Source organism: Microbacterium sp. 1154 (assembly GCF_031455375.1).
Taxonomy (GTDB): domain Bacteria; phylum Actinomycetota; class Actinomycetes; order Actinomycetales; family Microbacteriaceae; genus Microbacterium.
The window spans coordinates 511,339-526,927 of record NZ_JAVDSN010000001.1 but is presented as its reverse complement, the minus strand read 5'-3'; the positions used below and the strand labels follow the sequence as shown (position 1 = coordinate 526,927).

Genomic DNA, 15,589 nt, shown 5'->3' with positions numbered 1-15,589 from the left:
AACTTCGCCCGGTTTGCGGGCGGGATCTGTGGATAACTTCCGAGGTCCTCCGCCGAGTTCGTCTACCTTTCCGGCATGCGCGAAATCTCGGTCGACCCGGAGAGATTGCGTCGCACGGCACAGGTCGTCGACGTCACCGTCCAGCGCGCCGAGAGCGAGACCGCGGTCCCCGACTCCCGCAACCTCGGTTACGCCGAACTGGGCGCGGCCGTGGGCGACTTCGTCCAGGCGCTGACCGGCGGGTGGACCGAAGTGGTCGCGCAGTCGGACGACGTGGCATCCGGTCTTCGGGACTCCGCAGAAGTGTACGAGACGGCGGATGCCAAGGCCGACGCGACCGTGAAGACGCTGAAGGAGGGACTATGAGCGGTCTGGGCTCGGCGTCAGTGGCGCAAGAGCTGGTCCCGGGGTCGGTCGAGGCGGCGTACGAGGTCGCTCATCTCGCGTCGGGACGAAGCCGTGTCGCGGGGACGACGGCCGAGGAACTCCGGTGGCAGCGCGAAATCGACGGCTGGAGGGGCGAGGGAGCTGACGCGTACGCCGCCCGCATGGTGGCCGTGGCGCAGCGGTGGACGGAGATCGGCGACGGGGCGGCTTCGATTGTCGAGCCGATGCGCACCTACGCCCTGGCGCTGCGCAGGGCGCAGACCCTCGCGGCGGAGGCGATCGAAGGGTGGGCGTTCGCAGAGTCGCTGCCGGAAGACGCCGCCGACGGAGCCCCGTTCGCCTCCTTCGCTCGGGGGTGGCCGGTCTTCGCTACCGACGCTCGACACCGCGGCCCTGCCCCGACGACCCGCACGGAAGCGAGAGCGCGCGCCGAGGCGATGCTCGCGGACGCCCGCGCCGATGTGCGCGCGGCGGGTACCGTCGCGGCCGCGGCGGTCCGCGCCGCGATCGGCGCGGTGCGGGCGCGCGGCACGACGTGGGCCGCTGTCGGTACGCAACTCGGCGTGGCCACACTGACGTGGGACCGTGTGCTGTCGGTCCTGCGCTCGCTCGACGGTGCCGCGCTCGCCGCGCTGCTGCATGCCCGGCCCGACCTGGTCACCCGGCTGTCGCAGATCGCCCCGAGCGAAGTGGCGCCGTGGTGGCGCGAGCTGAGCGCGGCGCAGCAGGACGCGCTGATCGCGACGGCCCCCGGCGTGATCGGCAACCTCGGCGGCGTGGCTTACGCCGCACGCGACCGGGCGAACCGCATCGTGCTCGCCCAGGCGCTGGAGGAGGCGCGGAACAGTCCGTTGGACGAGGCGGAGCAGGTGGCGGCTTTGGAGGCGCTGGATCGTGCGTCGAAGGGCAACACACTCGCCTCACTGGTGCTGGATCGGCCGCCGTTGGCGCAGGTGGCCGTGGGGGATTTGGATGCCGCGGAGCATGTGAGCTTCGTCGTGCCCGGCATGAATACGACGGTGGGGAACGATATGGAAACCTACGTCTCAGTCGCCGCAAGACTGAGGTGGGAACAGTTTCTGGCGTCGGGTACCCCCATGAATGAGATCGCCGTCGTCGCCTGGCTTGGCTATCACCCCCCAGTGAGCGACCCTCTCTGGCGGGCCCCTGAGGTCGTTGCCGATGCTCGAGCCGAAGTAGGAGCAACGGCTCTTTCTCACGATCTGGGCGCCATGAAGGCTTTGCACGAACTCAACAGCGGAAAATCGACCATCTCAGTCATTGCGCATTCCTACGGAACAGACGTCAGCACTCTCGCGCTCAAGCGGGCCGACGCCGACCACCTCGTGCTTCTCGGGTCGGCCGGAGTCAGTGACAAGATCGAATCGGTGAAGGATCTGAGGGTTCCGGACGGTGAAGTCTATGCAACGCAAGCAATGGACGATGGGTGGGCACCAGTGGGCCAGGGACTCTCGGGGAGGAATGACCCGACCTCGGAATCGTTCGGAGCACACGCTTTCTGGTCGGAACCCGCGCGCGTGAACGGCGAGCGGTTTGGTGGCGTACACAGCCACGGGCCAATCGGCGCCGGGCCGCAGAATCCCAGCTATCTCGACTCCGGTTCGGTCACTCTCCGCTATGCCGCAATGGCTTCCATGGGTCTGGGTGAGGACATACCGCAGGGTGGCGACAGCCTCGCCAGGCATGCCGCGAGTGGAGGCATCAACACACGTTTTTACATCGACCCCCGACCGCTCCGAGATGCCCAATGAGGCTCAGGAGGAGTCTTGCGAGCCTGATTGCGTTGTCACTTACGACGACGGGGTGTGTGCCGACACAAGACGGTGGGGGGAATGGGATGACTACCCGGGTAGTAGAGATGCGCGCCGAGCAGATCCTGCGCGCAACCAAGGACGTTCTCGGAGAGTCCGGGTGGACATCGCAGCCCACGTGGGTGGGATGCGATGGGCGAGGTAGTGAGCTCGTTCAGCGGCTCTTCTTCGTGGAAAGGCTCGGGCCCACGCAAGGTGATCTCGCGACGCTGTCTGAGGAGGTTGCGGAGAAGTGGCAGGAGCTTGGAATCTCGGCCCGCGCCGAGCCCGTCCCCGACAAGCCCGGGACTTATGTCATTTCTGATCCGCCCTTCCTGCAAGGGTCGAAGCAAGACGGAAGCCTCACTCAGCTGCAGGTCAGCGCCACGTTCTCGGGGCTCCAAGTGTTGAGTCCATGCGTGGCGGGCGACCTCGCTCAATTGAACTCACCGCAGCCGACCCTCACGCCACCTTCGTCGCCCTGATCGTGTAGCTCAGCGGCACGACCGACGGCTGCTCGGTCAACGCGAACTCGCCATCGGGGCGCTGGGTCATGCGGCCGGGGAGCGCCTCCCACGGCACGCTGTCGTGCTCGACCAGCGCGTCGAGGCGCAGGCCGCGCTCGAGCAGTGCCGTGACGATCTCGCCGAGACCGTGGTTCCACTCGTACGTCCGCGTCGAGGTCAGGGGCGCGGCCACCTCGACGTAGGTGCTGTCGTCGTCCCACTCCAGTGGAGCGGCCTGTTCGAAGTACGGGAATGCGAGGGACAGCCCCGGTAGATCCTCGTTCATCGCCCACAGGACAGGATGCCCCTCCCGGATGTGTAGCGTGCCGCCGGGAGCGAGCAGGTCGGCGACGACCCCCGCCCACTCGGTTATCGACGGCAGCCAGCACAGAGCGCCGATCCCCGTGTAGACGAGGTCGAACCCTCCGCGGGGCAGGGCGTTCGCGGCATCCCGCACATCCGATTGAATGAAATCGACCTCGACGCCCGACTCGGCGGCGAGCCGGCGGGCCTCGGCGACGGCGTTCTCGGAGAAGTCGAGTCCGGTCACCTTGGCGCCGAGTCGGGCCAGGGAAAGAGTGTCGGTGCCGATGTGGCACTGCAGATGCACCGTTCGCTTTCCCGAGATGTCGCCGAGCAGTGGCCGGTCGAAACGCACCACGTCCGACAGGGCCTCGGCGTCGTCGACGTACCGCTGGATGCCGTATCCCGACCCGTCTCGGGCGGCGTGCAGCGTGGCGCGCTCGTCCCAGTTGGCTCGGTTGGCGTCGATGTAGTCGGAGGTCATGGCATCCCTTTCCGAAGATCGAGCATATGGATGCCGCGACCCGGTGTCGCCGCGTGACGCGGGGCGGGCGCGATGTCCGAGGGGCGGGTTAGCCTGGCGGCATGTCGGGCAAGGTCTATGTCATTCACGAGAACCCCCAGTGGATCCCGCCGTTCGCGGCGGCGTTCGAGGCGGAGGGCGTGCCGTTCCAGGAGTGGCTGCTCACCGATGGGTCGATCGACCTCGCGGTCGAGCCTCCGGAGGGGGTGTTCTGGTCGCGTCTGAGTGCTTCGGCGCACACCCGCGATCACGCCCACAGCAAGGAGTTCGGCCGTGCCGTGCTGCGGTGGCTGGCGTCGTGGGGTCGCACCGTGATCAACGGCGCAGACGTGCTCGAGCTCGAGGTGAGCAAGGTCGCGCAGCACGCTGCTCTGCGGCACGCCGGCATCGATGTTCCGCGCACGGTCGCCGTCTTCGGCACTGACGACCTGGTGGCCCAGGCGCGCGACTTCGGTGCGCCCTTCATCAGCAAGCACAACCAGGGCGGCAAGGGCCTCGGCGTGCGTCGCTGGGAGACGGTCGACGAGTTCGCCGCGTGGGTCGGCAGCCCCGGTTTCGAGCCCTCCCCCGACGGCATCACGCTTCTTCAGGAATTGTTGATCGCCAAAGCTCCGTTCGTCACGCGCGCCGAGTTCGTCGCCGGTGGATTCGTCTACGCCGTGCGTGTCGACACCAGCGCGGGCAGCTTCGAGCTGTGCCCCGCCGAGGCGTGCGCAGTCCCGGGCGCCGACGGTGTCGAGCCCGAGCCGCTGTTCCGGCGTCGCGACGACGTCGATCCGATCCTTATCGATCGCTACCTCGCGTTCCTCGCGGCCGAGGGCGTGGGTATCGCCGGCATCGAGTTCATCGAGACGCGCGACGGCCGCACCGTCACCTATGACGTGAACACGAACACGAACTACAACCCCGACGTCGAGGCCACCGCGCCCCGCTCCGGACCGCGCGAGATCGCGCGCTGGCTCGGTTCGCTGCTTCCGCAGGAAGCGGTCGGTACGCGTGTCTGAGGCCGCTCCCCCGTATTCCGAGTGGGACGGCTTCGGCTTCGCCACTCGACAGGTGCACGCGGGCGAGGTCGAAGACCTCACGCACGGCTCGCGCATCACGCCGGTGCATCTGTCGGCGGCGTACCGGTTCGACTCGTTCCAAGAGGCGACCGATCGGTTCGCCGGCGCGGACCTGGGCCACCTGTACTCGCGGAACGCGAACCCGACCAACCAGGTGGCGGAAGCCCGTTTGGCCTCTCTCGAGGGCGGGTCGGGTGCCATCGTCGTCGGCTCGGGCCAGGCGGCGATCACAATGGCGCTGCTCGGTCTAGCGGGGAGCGGTGAGCACATCGTCTCGACCGCGAGCATCTACAGCGGCACCCGTGTGCTTTTCGACCGTACCTTCGCTCGCATGGGAGTGACCGTCGAGTACGTCTGGGACCCCGCCGACGAGGAGGAGTGGGACGCTCTCATCCGTCCCGAGACCAAGGCGGTCTTCACCGAGACGCTGCCGAACCCCAAGAACGACGTCGTCGACATCGACGCCGTCGCTCGGGTGGCGCGGCGCCACGGCATCCCGCTGGTCGTCGACAACACCATCGCGACACCGTTCCTCATCCGCCCGATCGAGCACGGGGCCGACATCGTCGTCCACTCGGCGACGAAGTTCCTCTCGGGGCACGGCGCGAACCTCGCGGGCGCCGTGGTGGACGGTGGCACGTTCGACTGGGTGGCATCCGACCGCTCCTATCCTGCGCTGACCGACACCGCGATCGCAGGGCACGCCTCGTTCGTCGAGGCGTTCGGGCCGCGCGCATTCGAGCTGTCGCTGCGATTCGGCATCGCGAACGACACCGGACCCGCGCTCTCGCCACTCAACGGCTTCCTCTTGCAGCAGGGCATGGAGACCCTGTCGGTGCGGATGCGCCAGCACCTCGCCACCGCCCGGACGATCGCCGAGTGGCTCGAGGGTCATGCTGCGGTCGAGAGCGTCGACTACGCCGGCCTCCCGTCCCACCCGCAGCACGCACTGGCCGTGCGTGACTACGACGGTCTGTCGGGTTCGGTGTTCTCGTTCACCGTGCGCGGCGGACGCGACGCAGCGGAGCGCTTCTTCGACGCCCTGCGGCTCTTCAGTCGCATGACGAACATCGGCGACACACGGTCGATGGCGCTGCACCCGGCGACGACGACCCACCTGGGCTTCACGCAAGAGACGCGCGACCGCCTCGGCATCGGCGACGGCCTCATCCGCCTGTCGATCGGCCTCGAGGATGCCGAAGACCTGATCGCCGATCTCGACCAGGCCCTTCGCGCGGTGGCGTAGATCGCACGATCGCGCGGGTGACGGCATCCATCCGTCTGCCCTGTTGAGTGTCCGAAACACCCGGAGAGTCTCGGAATCCGTCCGGGTTTCTTGGACACTCAACAGGCGTGCGGCGACCCCGGCGGCGCCCTTTGCGTCGAGTGTCCACAACACGCCGTGAAGGCGGCGGCGCGTTCGGTGTGTCTTGGACACTCAACATGCCTCGGCGGTCTGGTGTGGCGCGGCGTGCCGACGTGCGGCCGCGGCAACGGCGGGTGCGGCGTGCCGACGTGCGGCCGCGGCGCGCCGACACACGGGGTGCGGCCGTGTCGACATCGCCCGCCGAGTGAAGCCCGGGCAGGGACGGTGAACGGAATGCACCGTCCCCACCACGTTGAGTGTCCAAAACACCCGGAGGTTTTTCGAATCCGTCCGGGTGTTTTGGACACTCAACAGGGGTTGCGCCCGGCCCCGACCGACCTGCGCCGGACGGTCGCGACGCGACTGAATACCCCGCGTCAAGCGTCGCGCTGGGCCTCGAGACGGCGCACGCGCGGGATGACCTCGGCGGCGAACCGCTGCATCTCGGGGAGGTGCGGCGAGAACTGCAGCAGCAGCGTCGAGACGCCGACGTTCGCGAACTCCACGATGCGTTCCGCCACCTGATCGGGCGTTCCCACGAGGTTGGGGCGGAGGCCGCGGTTCGACACCGAGTACTCCTTGAGGTCGACCTGGGTGTCGAGCTTCGACTTGCTGACGAAGTCCTGGTAGGAGCCGTAGGCCGCTCCCCCGCGCACGTCGGTGATGCGGTCGATCTCGGCCTGGGCCTCTTCCTCGGTGTCGCGCACGATCGCGTAGGCGGCCATCCCGAAGGCCTCGAAAGGCGTCGCCCCGGCCTCGGCGCGGCGGCGGCGCATGTCGGCGACCTTCGTCTCGAGCTCCTCCAGAGTTCCGCCGTGCGTGAGATACGCGTCGGCGAAGCGCGTGATCGCGGTGCGGCCGGCCTCGCTCTCGCCGCCGGCGTACAGGCGCGGCTGCACCTGCGGCTTGGGCTCGGTGTAGGTGCCTTCGGTGCGGTAGTACTCGCCCTCGTACGCGAACGGCGTCTGCGACCACAGGCCGCGCAGTACCTCGACCCATTCGATCGTGCGGGCGTAACGGTCGTCGTGGGCGCTGAAGAGGCCCTCGTACTGCTTGGCTTCTTCGGCCCACCAGGCCGACACGACGTTGAGCGTGAAGCGTCCGCCGCTGATCTCGTCGATCGTCGCGGCCTGCTTCGCCGTGTGGAAGGGGTTGTGGAAGCCCGGACGCACGGCGGTCATCAGCTCGAGCTTCTCGGTGACGGCAGCCAGCCCCGCGGTGACCGCCCAGGCGTCGAGCGACGGCGCCTCGACACCCTTGATGTCGTTGAGGTTGAGCTCGGGGATGAGTGTCAGGTCGAATCCGCCCTCTTCCGCGGCCCGCGCGATGTCGGCGATGTGGGCGAACGACACGGGGGTCTGCTCGTCGTCGACGTTGCGCAGCCATCCGCCGAAGATGGGGGTCCAGTAGCCGAAACGCACGCGCTGGGGGGAGGTCATGGCTCCATCCTCACCCGGCTTTCGTCGCCCGGCGTCACGCGACGAAACGGTCCGTCACATGACGTTGACCGATGACCCGAGCGGTGCGAAGTTGGCCGGGTTCCGATCCGCGAGGAGGACCCCATGACCGATTCCACTCCCACCCACGAGCCCCTGAAGTTCGCGTACTGGGTACCCAATGTCAGCGGCGGGCTCGTCATCAGCTCGATCGAGCAGCGGACGGACTGGGACTACGACTACAACGTGAAGCTCGCCCGCACGGCCGAGCGCGTCGGGTTCGAGTACGCCCTGAGCCAGGTGCGGTACGCGTCCAGCTACGGCGCCGCGCAGCAGCACGAGTCGACGTCGATCAGCCTGGCGCTCCTGCTGGCCACCGAGAAGCTCAAGGTCATCGCCGCCATCCACCCCGGGATCTGGCATCCGGCCGTCTTGGCGAAGTTCATCAACACGGCCGATCAGTTCTCGCACGGGCGAGCCGCCGTCAACGTCGTGAGCGGCTGGTTCAAGGACGAATACACCGACCTGGGTCTCGAGTGGCTCGAGCACGACGAGCGCTACGAGCGCGCGGCGGAGTTCATCCAGGTGCTTCGCGGTCTGTGGACGCAGGAGAAGTTCTCGTTCCACGGCAAGTACTACGACATCACCGACTTCACGCTGCGGCCGTTCCCGTACGAGGTTCCGGGTCGAGCGCACCCCGACATCTTCCAGGGCGGCAACTCCACCGCTGCACGTTTCAACGGCGGCGCCTTCTCGGACTGGTACTTCTCGAACGGAAAGGACTTCGACGGGTTCACCGAGCAGTACGACGACGTCACGCGTGTCGCCGCGGAGCACGGCCGGCGCACCCGCTTCGGCCTCAACGGGTTCGTCATCCAGCGCGACAGCCGTGCCGAGGCCGAGGACCAGCTGCGCGAGATCATCGCCCACGCCGACTCGGGCGCGGTGGAGGGATTCCGCAAAAGCGTGCAGGAGGCGGGCAACGCGACGGCGGACAAGAAGGGCATGTGGGCCGACTCGAGCGTCGACGACCTCGTGCAGTACAACGACGGGTTCCGCACGCAGCTCTTCGGCGATGCGCAGCAGATCGCCGAGCGCATCATCGAGTACAAGAAGCGCGGTGTCGACCTGTTCCTGCTCGGCTTCCTGCACTTCCAAGAGGAACTGGAGCGCTTCGGCGAAACGGTCATCCCGATCGTGCGCGAGCTCGAGGCGGATCTCGCCAAGACGGGTGACCCGCTCAGTGTGGCGGCGCGCTGAGGTTCATGCCGCGAACGGAATGAACACGATCGGCGCCATATCGTCATAACTCTGTAACAGGTAATCCATAGGTTGTTCTCAGGATCCAGCTCGGTCCTGAACCCCCCACCGATCGCGCGGGAAGCTCCATGCCGCGCGAGCGCAACCTGATGGAGAACCCGTGCAGAGACGCATTCTCGCGGGCACGGTCGTCGTCGGCATCGCCGTGACGACCGTGTTCGCCGCCGCCCCGGTCTCGGCCGCGATCGCCCCACCGCCGCTGAGCGTGGTGCGACCGGCCTCGCCGCTGATCGACATGCCGACGGCCTACCCGGCGCAGCCCGACCTCAAGGTCTTCCCCGACAACCCCGACGACAAGTCGATAGCCCGCGGGGTCCGCCCGTACGACGAGATCGCGCCGTTCCTGAACACGCTGATGGATGCCAGCGACCGCGTCTCCGCGCAGGTCGTCGGCACCTCTGCTCAGGGGCGTGACATCTACCTGGTCACTCTGACCACCCCCGAAAACGCCGAGCAGACGCGCCAACAGGGTGTCTGGCGAGACCTGATCAAGGCCGACCCGGCCGCTGCCGCCGCCGACGCGGCCCTGCAGTCCGGCTACAAGGTGCCGATGTGGTTCAACGGCAACATCCACGGCAACGAGTGGGAGGGAACCGACGCGACCCTCAACTACATCGAGGACCTCGCCACGAGCACCGACCCGGCCACGACCGAGATGCTCACCGACCACCGCATCTACTTCACGGTCACCAACAACCCCGACGGGCGGGCCCTGGGCCAGCGCGGAACGGCCAACGGCTACGACCCGAACCGCGACTTCATCACGGGCGCGACCGCCGAGGCATCCATCGTCCGCGACCTGGCGAGCGTCATCCAGCCGACCTACTTCATCGACCTGCACGGCTACACGAACGTGCTCCAGGTCGAGCCCTGTGGCCCGCCGCACGGCGAGAACTACGAGTACGACCTCTTCGTGCCCCACGCCTACGCGACCGCGCTCGAGATCGAGCAGGCCGTGACCGCGGCGAACATCCCGGGCAACACCTACTACGACCCGGCGTCCGGCGGGGTCACCTCCACCAACACCGGTTACATCAACATCCCCTTCCGCGACCAGCGCTCGGGGTGGGACGACTGGCCCCCGATCTTCGCCCCGCAGTACGTGGCGTACCAGGGTGCGATCACGAACACCGTCGAGCTCCCCCTCGGTCGTAGTGGCGACCAGCCCGCTCGCGCGAAGGTGAACATCGAGGTCGCCGAGGTCGTCATCGACACCGTCGTGGACTACGTCGACACCCACAGCGACGCGCTGCTCGACAACCAGATCGAGATCTTCCGTCGCGGAACGGCCGGCGAGCCCAGCCGCGAGATCCCGGCCGACATCGCCCCGAGCGACCTCGCTCCGGGCGTGCCGACGGAGTGGACGGACATCTGGGACGAGACCGACGTCTACAACGCCGACTTCCCCCGCGCCTACGTCATCCCCGTCGGCGCCGGCCAGCGCTCCGAGTCCGACGCCCAGACCCTCGTGCAGCAGCTGCTCGTGAACGGCGTCCGGGTCGACCGCATGACCTCCGGCGCGCGCATCGACGGCATGGACTACCCCGCCGGCTCGTACTACGTCGACATGCACCAGCCGTTGCGCGGCCTGGCCAACGTGCTCCTGGCCGACGGATCCGACATCTCGAACCGCGTTCCCGACATGTACGACATCTCGGCGTGGAGCCTGGCTCTGCTCTGGGGTGCCGACGTCGTCCGTGTGGGCGAGACGACGGACCCCGCGCCGACCACCGCGGTGGAGCGGGTCACCACGGCGCCCCTCACCGGAGCGGCTCCCGACGGTGCCGGCTACCTCACCTTCGAACCGCGCGGCGTCGCCGACTGGCAGGCCGTGAACGCGCTCCTCGCGGAGGGCGTCGCCCTGTCACAGCTGCCCGACGGAACGATCGTCGTGGGGGCGGACGACGCTTCGCGCACGGCCGCCCGTGAGGCCGCCGCCGTCTTCGGCGTGGACTTCGTCCTGAGCGATGGACGCGCCCTCCGCGACGGCGAGAGCACCGCACTGGCGCCCACGAGGATCGGCTACGTCGGAGACGCCGGTGACCGGGACGCCCTGATCAAGCTGGGTTTCTCGACCCCCGTCGCGGTGTCTGCCGCGGGTGTCACCTCCGGAGACGTCGACCTCGGCGCCCTCGACGTGCTCTACATCGGCACGGGCCTGAGTTTCTCGCAGACCCAGTCCGCGGGCGCCGAGAAGGTGCGCGCGTACATCGCCGCGGGCAAGCCGGTCGTCGGTCGCGGCACGGCCGCCGCCGCGTTCGTCAGCACCTACATCACACCGCTCGCCGCCGTCTCGGGAACGAGCGGGTCGAACGGCATCGCGCGCGTCGAGACACCGGCCGACGGAGTCCTCGGCGACTACCCGCAGGACACCGTCTTCGGCTCCTCGTTCGCGTGGTTCCCGACCCCCGCGTCCGGTGTCACCGTCGAGCAGCGTTACGCGACCACCGACACCTTCGTCTCGGGTCACTGGCGCGCGACGCAGGGACGATCGATTCAGGATGCCGCCGGCCAGGCGTCGGCGGTCTCGCTCACGGGTGTGTCCGGTTCGCGGGCCTTCGTGTTCGGCACCTCGCCCACCTACCGTGCGCACCCCGTCGGAGCGTTCAGCGACATCGCCCGGGCGGTGTTCTGGGCGGTCGGCCAGGGAACCCCGGTGGTTCCGCCGCCGAGCGTCATCGAGGAAGACCTCACGGATGCCACGCGCGGCACCGTGACCGTGCCGGATACGGCCGTCGCCGGGCAGACGATCACCGTCGAGCTGGGAGCCGACCTCACCGGTGACGACCCCTTCGCGGTGCTGTTCCCGGGTTCCCTGGCGGTCGAGTTCGATGAGGTCACCGCGACCTCGGCGACCCTCACCCTGCCGGGCGACCTGGCACTCGGGGATCTGCGCATCGCGGTGCTGCGATCGGACGAGCCGGCGCCCAGCGCCGCGCGCGTCGCCGCGCTCGCGGCCGAAGAAACGCTCTTCGGCTGGGACGACCTCGTCGTGGTCGCCGCCGCCGCGGAGCCGATTCCGACGCCGAGCTCGGACCCCACGGAGACTCCGGTCCCCGCTCCGGCCGGGAACGCCCCGCGTGATCTGGCCACCACGGGTGCACCCGACGTGTCGTCGCTCGGTTGGCTGGCGCTCGCCGCGGGCATGATCGGTGCAGGCCTGGTCGTCATCGGCCGGGTGCGTTCGACGAGCAGCACGCAGTGACACCCGTCCGGGGAGGGGCACCCGCCCCTCCCCGGACTCCCCCACCCCCTGGAGCTCCACCCATGACCGACCCGACAGAACCCATCGACTCCGACCGCGACGACGCCTCCGCACCCCCCGAGAACCGCACCCGCCGTCGCGCCGCCGTGGTGATCGGCGTACTCCTTGTCGTGGCGGGGATCGCCCTGGCCATCTGGGCCATCGCCGCGGCGGTCCGCGCACCCGAGGGCCGGAACGTCCCCGTGACCACGCCCTCCGCCACCGCGGCCGCGAGCCCCACGCAGACGACGGCCGCCCCCAGCGCGGCGCCGTCGGCGACCGCGGTGGCCGAGCCATCGGCATCCGTCGCTCCTGTCGCTCCCGTCCCGCCCGCGGCCGACGCCCCGATCATCTCGTCGTTCGCCGTGCAACCCGAGGTGGCGGTTTGCCCCGACGAGCGCGACAGCGTCGTTCCGCTGACCTTCTCGTGGCGAACCGAAGGTGCCGACCGCGCTTGGATCGGCGTGAACACGAGCGACGCGTCCGTCCAGCCGACGGCGGAGGTCGCCACCAGCACCGACGGATTCACCTCGGTGTCGTTCGCGTGCCGCGACGCCGACCAGGTGTTCACGCTCACGGTCCAGGGCGCGGGCGGCACGGTGAGCAGCACGATCGCGGTCGCGAGAGAGCTCGGGTGACGAGCCCCGGACGCGTCAACGCCGTGAGACTGCGTCGCACCGCCCTTGAGTTTCGGTCTCGTAAATATGCGCGCGATGTCTTTGTGAGCGGCGGAAATCGGACTTAGATGTCCGAAGGACTGCGGCGTCTGTCGCAATCGACACTTCACAGCAGAGGTAAAACATGACACTGCACAACAGTGGACGCGGCCGTCTCGGCCTCGCTCTCGGCGCTCTCGGCGCGTCGGCCCTCGTTCTGGCGGGCTGCACGACCACGACCGGGGGCGGCTCCTCGGACGGCGGATCGACCGACCCGCTCGTCATCGGCACCACCGACAAGATCACCTCGATCGACCCGGCCGGCTCGTACGACAACGGCTCGTTCGCCGTCATGACGCAGATCTACCCCTTCCTCATGAACAGCCAGTACGGCACGTCCGAGGTCACTCCCGACATCGCCGAGTCGGCCGAGTTCACCTCGCCGACCGAGTACACGGTCAAGCTCAAGTCCGGCCTGAAGTTCGCGAACGGCCACGACCTGACGTCGTCCGACGTGAAGTTCTCGTTCGACCGCCAGGTCGCCATCAACGACCCGAACGGCCCCGCATCGCTGCTGGGCAACCTCGAAAGCGTCGCCACTCCCGACGACACCACCGTCGTCTTCACCCTCAAGAACGGCAACGACCAGGTCTGGCCCCAGATCCTGTCGAGCCCCGCCGCGCCGATCGTCGACGAAGAGGTCTTCTCGGCCTCCGCCGTCACCTCGGACGACACGATCGTCGAGGGCAAGGCCTTCGCCGGTCAGTACACGATCGAGTCGTACAAGCCCAACGAGCTCATCTCGTACGCGCCGTACGCCGACTACATGGGCTCGCTCCCCAAGGCCGCGAACGGCGGCATCTCGACCAAGTACTACGCCGACTCGTCGAACCTGAAGCTCGACGTGCAGTCGGGTGCGATCGACGTCGCCTACCGCAGCCTGAGCGCGACCGATGTCGCCGACCTGCAGCAGGACGACGCGGTCAAGGTCGTCGACGGCCCCGGTGGCGAGATCCGCTACATCGTCTTCAACTTCGACACCATGCCCTACGGCACGAAGACGGCCGACGCCGACCCCGCCAAGTCGCTCGCGATCCGCCAGGCCGCGGCCGACCTCGTCGACCGCCAGGCCATCGCGACCGACGTGTACAAGGACACCTACTCGCCGCTGTACTCCTACGTTCCGCAGGGTCTCGCGGGCGCCAACGAGGCGCTCAAGGACCTGTACGGCGACGGCCAGGGCAAGCCCGATGCCGCCAAGGCCAAGGCGACTCTCGAGGCCGCCGGTCTCACGACGCCCGTCACGCTGAACCTGCAGTACAACGGCGACCACTACGGCCCCTCGTCGGGCGACGAGTACGCCGCGGTCAAGGCGCAGCTCGAGAAGGACGGCCTGTTCACGGTCAACCTCGCTCAGACCGAGTGGGTGCAGTACACGAAGGACCGCAAGGCCGACGCGTACCCCGCGTACCAGCTCGGCTGGTTCCCCGACTACTCGGATGCCGACAACTACCTCACCCCGTTCTTCTCGAAGGACAACTTCCTGCTGAACCACTACGACAACGCCGAGGTCCAGCAGCTGCTCGTCGACCAGGCGACGCAGACCGACAAGACCACGCGCGAGTCGGAGATCGGCGAGATCCAGGACAAGGTGGCCGCCGACCTCTCGACGCTGCCGCTGCTCCAGGGCAAGCAGGTCGCGATCGTGGGCTCGAGCGTCGAGGGCGCCGTCCTCGACGGTTCCTTCAAGTTCCGTTACGCACCTCTGCACAAGTAACACCGAATCGGCGCCTCGCGCGATTCCGCACGCCTGACGACCGGGGGTCACGTACCCTCGGTCGTCGGGTGAGAGCGGAGCGATGAGGCGCCGTTCCCCCTTCGAGTGAGGTCTCTCCCGTATGGTCACCGCCGTCGACGCTGCCGACATCGCCAAACCCGTCGCTCCCAGGGGCGGAGGACTGTGGCGCTACATCCTGGTCCGTCTGCTCCTGATCATCCCGACGGTGTTCATCCTCGTCACCGTGGTGTTCGTGCTCATGCGCATCACGGGCGACCCGATCACCGCCGCGCTCGGCGGCCGTCTTCCTCCTGATCAACTCGCGGAGCGCATCGCGCAGGCCGGCTACGACCGGCCGCTGATCGTCCAGTACTTCGAGTACATCGGCGGGATCCTCCGCGGCGACTTCGGCACCACGCTCACCGACAACCGTCCGGTGATCGAGATCCTGCTGCAGTACGGATCGGCCACCCTCGAGCTCGCGATCTATGCGCTCTTCGTGGCGCTGCTGATCGGCATCCCGTTCGGTCTGCTCGCCGCCTACAAGCGCGACCGTTGGCCCGACGCGACCCTGCGCATCGGGGCGATCCTCGGGTATGCGACGCCCATCTTCTTCGTCGGCCTGCTGCTCAAGCTCGTCTTCTCGGTGTGGCTGAGCGTCCTCCCGGTCGCCGGGCGCGCGAGCACCCGCACCGAGCTCAAGTTCGCCTCGATCGAGAACCCCACCGGCATCTACCTGCTCGACGCGATCCGCCTCGGCGACGGCGCCGCCGCGGGAGACGTGCTGATCCACGCGATCCTGCCCGGTGTGGCTCTCGGCATCCTGACCGCGGGCATCTTCCTCCGCCTGGTCCGCACGAACGTGATCGGCACCCTGGGCGCGCAGTACGTCACCTCGGCGCGGTCGCGCGGCGTGGGGGAGTACCGCCTGGTGACCAAGCACGCGTACCGCCCCGCGCTCATCCCGATCATCACCGTGATCGGCCTGCAGATCGCCCTGCTGCTGTCGGGCGCCGTGCTGACCGAGACCACTTTCGAGTGGAAGGGCCTCGGCTTCATGCTCAGCGAGTACCTGAAGGCGCGCGACTTCGTCGCCGTGCAGGGCATCGTCGTGATCATCGCCGTGCTGGTCGCCTTCACCAACTTCCTGGTCGACGTCATCGCGGCGATCATCGACCCGCGAGTGAGGTATTGAC

General features: G+C 68.3%; 11 protein-coding genes. 9 read left to right on the top strand and 2 right to left on the bottom strand.

The features are described 5' to 3' along the window. Window positions 1–75: 75 nt before the first annotated feature. Both J2X55_RS02325 and J2X55_RS02320 read left to right on the top strand, forming a co-directional pair. Window positions 76–366 carry a type VII secretion target gene (locus J2X55_RS02325; protein ID WP_115916472.1) on the top strand — a complete coding sequence of 97 codons (291 nt, stop codon included), beginning with the start codon at window positions 76–78 and terminating at the stop codon, window positions 364–366. Then, entirely contained in the window at window positions 363–2,159 is a 1,797-nt protein-coding gene (locus tag J2X55_RS02320; protein WP_309821704.1) for an alpha/beta hydrolase, read from the top strand. Before J2X55_RS02325 ends, J2X55_RS02320 begins: the two co-directional genes overlap by 4 nt. A 501-nt stretch (window positions 2,160–2,660) precedes the next feature. Here J2X55_RS02320 and J2X55_RS02315 read toward each other — a convergent pair. After that, a complete protein-coding gene (locus J2X55_RS02315; RefSeq protein WP_309821703.1) occupies window positions 2,661–3,491 on the bottom strand; it encodes a class I SAM-dependent methyltransferase in 831 nt (276 codons plus the stop codon). A gap of 101 nt (window positions 3,492–3,592) precedes the next feature. Here J2X55_RS02315 and J2X55_RS02310 point away from each other — a divergent pair, with 101 nt between their 5' ends. Then, window positions 3,593–4,534 carry an alpha-L-glutamate ligase gene (locus tag J2X55_RS02310; protein ID WP_309821702.1) on the top strand — a complete coding sequence of 314 codons (942 nt, stop codon included), beginning with the start codon at window positions 3,593–3,595 and terminating at the stop codon, window positions 4,532–4,534. After that, window positions 4,527–5,840 carry an O-acetylhomoserine aminocarboxypropyltransferase/cysteine synthase family protein gene (locus tag J2X55_RS02305; RefSeq protein WP_115916480.1) on the top strand — a complete coding sequence of 438 codons (1,314 nt, stop codon included), beginning with the start codon at window positions 4,527–4,529 and terminating at the stop codon, window positions 5,838–5,840. Before J2X55_RS02310 ends, J2X55_RS02305 begins: the two co-directional genes overlap by 8 nt. A gap of 497 nt (window positions 5,841–6,337) precedes the next feature. On the opposite strand, the gene J2X55_RS02300 is transcribed toward J2X55_RS02305, so the two are convergent. Beyond that, the gene (locus tag J2X55_RS02300; protein ID WP_210111620.1) at window positions 6,338–7,399 is read right to left on the bottom strand and encodes an LLM class flavin-dependent oxidoreductase; all 1,062 of its coding nucleotides are present in this window, start codon (window positions 7,397–7,399) and stop codon (window positions 6,338–6,340) included. Window positions 7,400–7,522: 123 nt separating this feature from the next. On the opposite strand from J2X55_RS02300, the gene sfnG reads away from it, so the two are divergent. The 5 genes from sfnG to J2X55_RS02275 all read left to right on the top strand — a co-directional run bounded on the left by sfnG (window position 7,523) and on the right by J2X55_RS02275 (window position 15,588). Then, complete coding sequence (sfnG, locus tag J2X55_RS02295; protein WP_115916482.1) at window positions 7,523–8,656, top strand: dimethylsulfone monooxygenase SfnG; 1,134 nt, start codon at window positions 7,523–7,525, stop codon at window positions 8,654–8,656. Window positions 8,657–8,816: 160 nt separating this feature from the next. Next, window positions 8,817–11,921: a M14 family zinc carboxypeptidase gene (locus J2X55_RS02290; protein WP_309821701.1), complete on the top strand. Its 3,105-nt coding sequence runs from the start codon at window positions 8,817–8,819 to the stop codon at window positions 11,919–11,921. Window positions 11,922–11,983: 62 nt separating this feature from the next. Beyond that, window positions 11,984–12,598, top strand: coding sequence for a hypothetical protein (locus tag J2X55_RS02285; RefSeq protein ID WP_309821700.1), 615 nt, complete (start codon window positions 11,984–11,986; stop codon window positions 12,596–12,598). A 163-nt stretch (window positions 12,599–12,761) separates the two neighbouring features. After that, window positions 12,762–14,393 carry an ABC transporter substrate-binding protein gene (locus J2X55_RS02280; RefSeq protein ID WP_309821699.1) on the top strand — a complete coding sequence of 544 codons (1,632 nt, stop codon included), beginning with the start codon at window positions 12,762–12,764 and terminating at the stop codon, window positions 14,391–14,393. Between the two features lie 121 nt (window positions 14,394–14,514). After that, window positions 14,515–15,588, top strand: a complete 1,074-nt coding sequence (locus J2X55_RS02275; RefSeq protein WP_103207537.1) for an ABC transporter permease — start codon at window positions 14,515–14,517, stop codon at window positions 15,586–15,588. Window position 15,589 lies beyond the last annotated feature (1 nt).

What these genes read in the sequence shown, in the direction of transcription:
- sfnG (WP_115916482.1), top strand. Translation starts at nt 7,523, where the DNA reads ATGACCGATTCCACTCCCACCCACGAGCCCCTGAAGTTCGCGTACTGG.
- J2X55_RS02300 (WP_210111620.1), bottom strand. Translation starts at nt 7,399, where the DNA reads ATGACCTCCCCCCAGCGCGTGCGTTTCGGCTACTGGACCCCCATCTTC.
- J2X55_RS02320 (WP_309821704.1), top strand. Translation starts at nt 363, where the DNA reads ATGAGCGGTCTGGGCTCGGCGTCAGTGGCGCAAGAGCTGGTCCCGGGG.
- J2X55_RS02280 (WP_309821699.1), top strand. Translation starts at nt 12,762, where the DNA reads ATGACACTGCACAACAGTGGACGCGGCCGTCTCGGCCTCGCTCTCGGC.
- J2X55_RS02275 (WP_103207537.1), top strand. Translation starts at nt 14,515, where the DNA reads ATGGTCACCGCCGTCGACGCTGCCGACATCGCCAAACCCGTCGCTCCC.
- J2X55_RS02285 (WP_309821700.1), top strand. Translation starts at nt 11,984, where the DNA reads ATGACCGACCCGACAGAACCCATCGACTCCGACCGCGACGACGCCTCC.
- J2X55_RS02325 (WP_115916472.1), top strand. Translation starts at nt 76, where the DNA reads ATGCGCGAAATCTCGGTCGACCCGGAGAGATTGCGTCGCACGGCACAG.
- J2X55_RS02315 (WP_309821703.1), bottom strand. Translation starts at nt 3,491, where the DNA reads ATGACCTCCGACTACATCGACGCCAACCGAGCCAACTGGGACGAGCGC.
- J2X55_RS02310 (WP_309821702.1), top strand. Translation starts at nt 3,593, where the DNA reads ATGTCGGGCAAGGTCTATGTCATTCACGAGAACCCCCAGTGGATCCCG.